At 59.0% G+C, this 1,479-nt stretch carries 1 protein-coding gene; it reads left to right on the forward strand.

The window, feature by feature from the left end; translation table 11 throughout:
* Positions 1-101 precede the first annotated feature (101 nt).
* Positions 102-1,445, forward strand: a complete 1,344-nt coding sequence (locus NG895_RS30110) for an IS5 family transposase (RefSeq protein WP_252856283.1) — start codon at positions 102-104, stop codon at positions 1,443-1,445.
* Positions 1,446-1,479: the final 34 nt, after the last annotated feature.

Below are 1,479 nucleotides of genomic sequence, written 5' to 3' on the forward strand. Positions count from 1 at the left end.
TTTTCTTCTCGTGGATAGGTCTTTTCGCATTGCGTAGTCAGGTTTAGATTGCAGGCTTTCGGTTTTGAGTTCACTAGAACCTTGCAATTTGAGTCGTCTTCATGAAGCCCAAGTCGCGGCCGGAATCGAGCCAACTGCAGCTTTTTCAGGCACAGTTCCAGCAGCTCCTCAATCACGATCACCCGCTGTTTGTGCTGGCCGACAAGATCGACTGGAATCGCTTCGATGTGGCGTTTGCCGACTGCTACAGCCCCGACCAAGGGGCCCCCGCCAAGTCGGTGCGTCTGCTGGTAGGGCTGCATTATCTCAAGCACACGTTCAACGAATCGGACGAATCGCTCATCGATCGCTGGCTGGAGAACCCGTACTGGCAGTACTTCTGCGGCTTCGAGACGATGCAGCACGAGCCACCGCTGCATCCCACGTCGCTTACCAAGTGGCGTCAGCGGGTCGGCGCCGAGCGGCTGGAACTGCTGCTGAGCGAGACGCTCGCCATCGCGTTGCGAGAGAACCACGCTAGCGAGCAAGAACTCTCGCGGGTGAACGTCGATACGACGGTGGAGGAGAAGCACATCACGTACCCGACCGATTCGAAGCTGTTTTACCGGGCGATCGTCAAACTGGGCCAAGCCGCGAAGAAGCGTCACGTAAAACTCCGCCAGACGTACGTGCGCGTGGCGAAGAAGGCATCGATCATGGCAGGCCGTTACGCCCACGCCAAGCAGTTCAAGCGAATGCGTCGGGAACTCAAGCGGCTGCGCACCTGGCTGGGTCGGGTGATTCGGGACGTGCGTCGCAAACTGCCAGAACCGGATGAGAAGCTCCAAATGCTGCTTTCACTCAGCGAGCGATTGCACGCTCAGCAGCCCACCGACAAGAACAAGCTCTACAGTCTGCACGAACCGGAGGTGAAGTGTTTGAGCAAAGGGAAGGCCCGCCAGCGGTACGAGTTTGGCCAGAAGGTGACGGTCACCACTTCGAACCAGAGCAACTGGGTGGTTGGCGTCGAGTTGTGTAAGGGCGCACCGTACGACGGGCACACGCTTGCCTCGGCGATCCAAACGGTGCAACGAACGACCGGCGTACCGGTCACAGACGCCTACGTCGACAAAGGCTATCGGGGCCACGACTACCAGGGCGAAGCGTCGGTTCACGTTGCTGGCAGCAGCAAGAAAAAACTCACTCGCAGTGAGAAGCGGCGTCGCAAGCGACGCAGCGCTGTGGAGCCGAAGATTGGTCATCTGAAAAGCGATCACCGCCTAGGACGCTGCTATCTCAAGGGGCTGGCAGGGGACGCGATGAACGTGATCCTGGCCGCTGCCGGGGCGAATCTACGCAAACTTCTCCGGGCCATTGCGCCTGCGCTAATCGATTGGCTCACACAACAGCTTGTACTTGCCATCAACAGCCAAGGTCGCCGCTGCCAATGGGGCATGGCAATCTGAGCTGGGGCAGCTTGATCAAGCCCGATCCGTGGGA

Origin of the sequence: Aeoliella straminimaris, from assembly GCF_024054565.1 — a bacterium.
Classification (GTDB): domain Bacteria; phylum Planctomycetota; class Planctomycetia; order Pirellulales; family Lacipirellulaceae; genus Aeoliella; species Aeoliella straminimaris.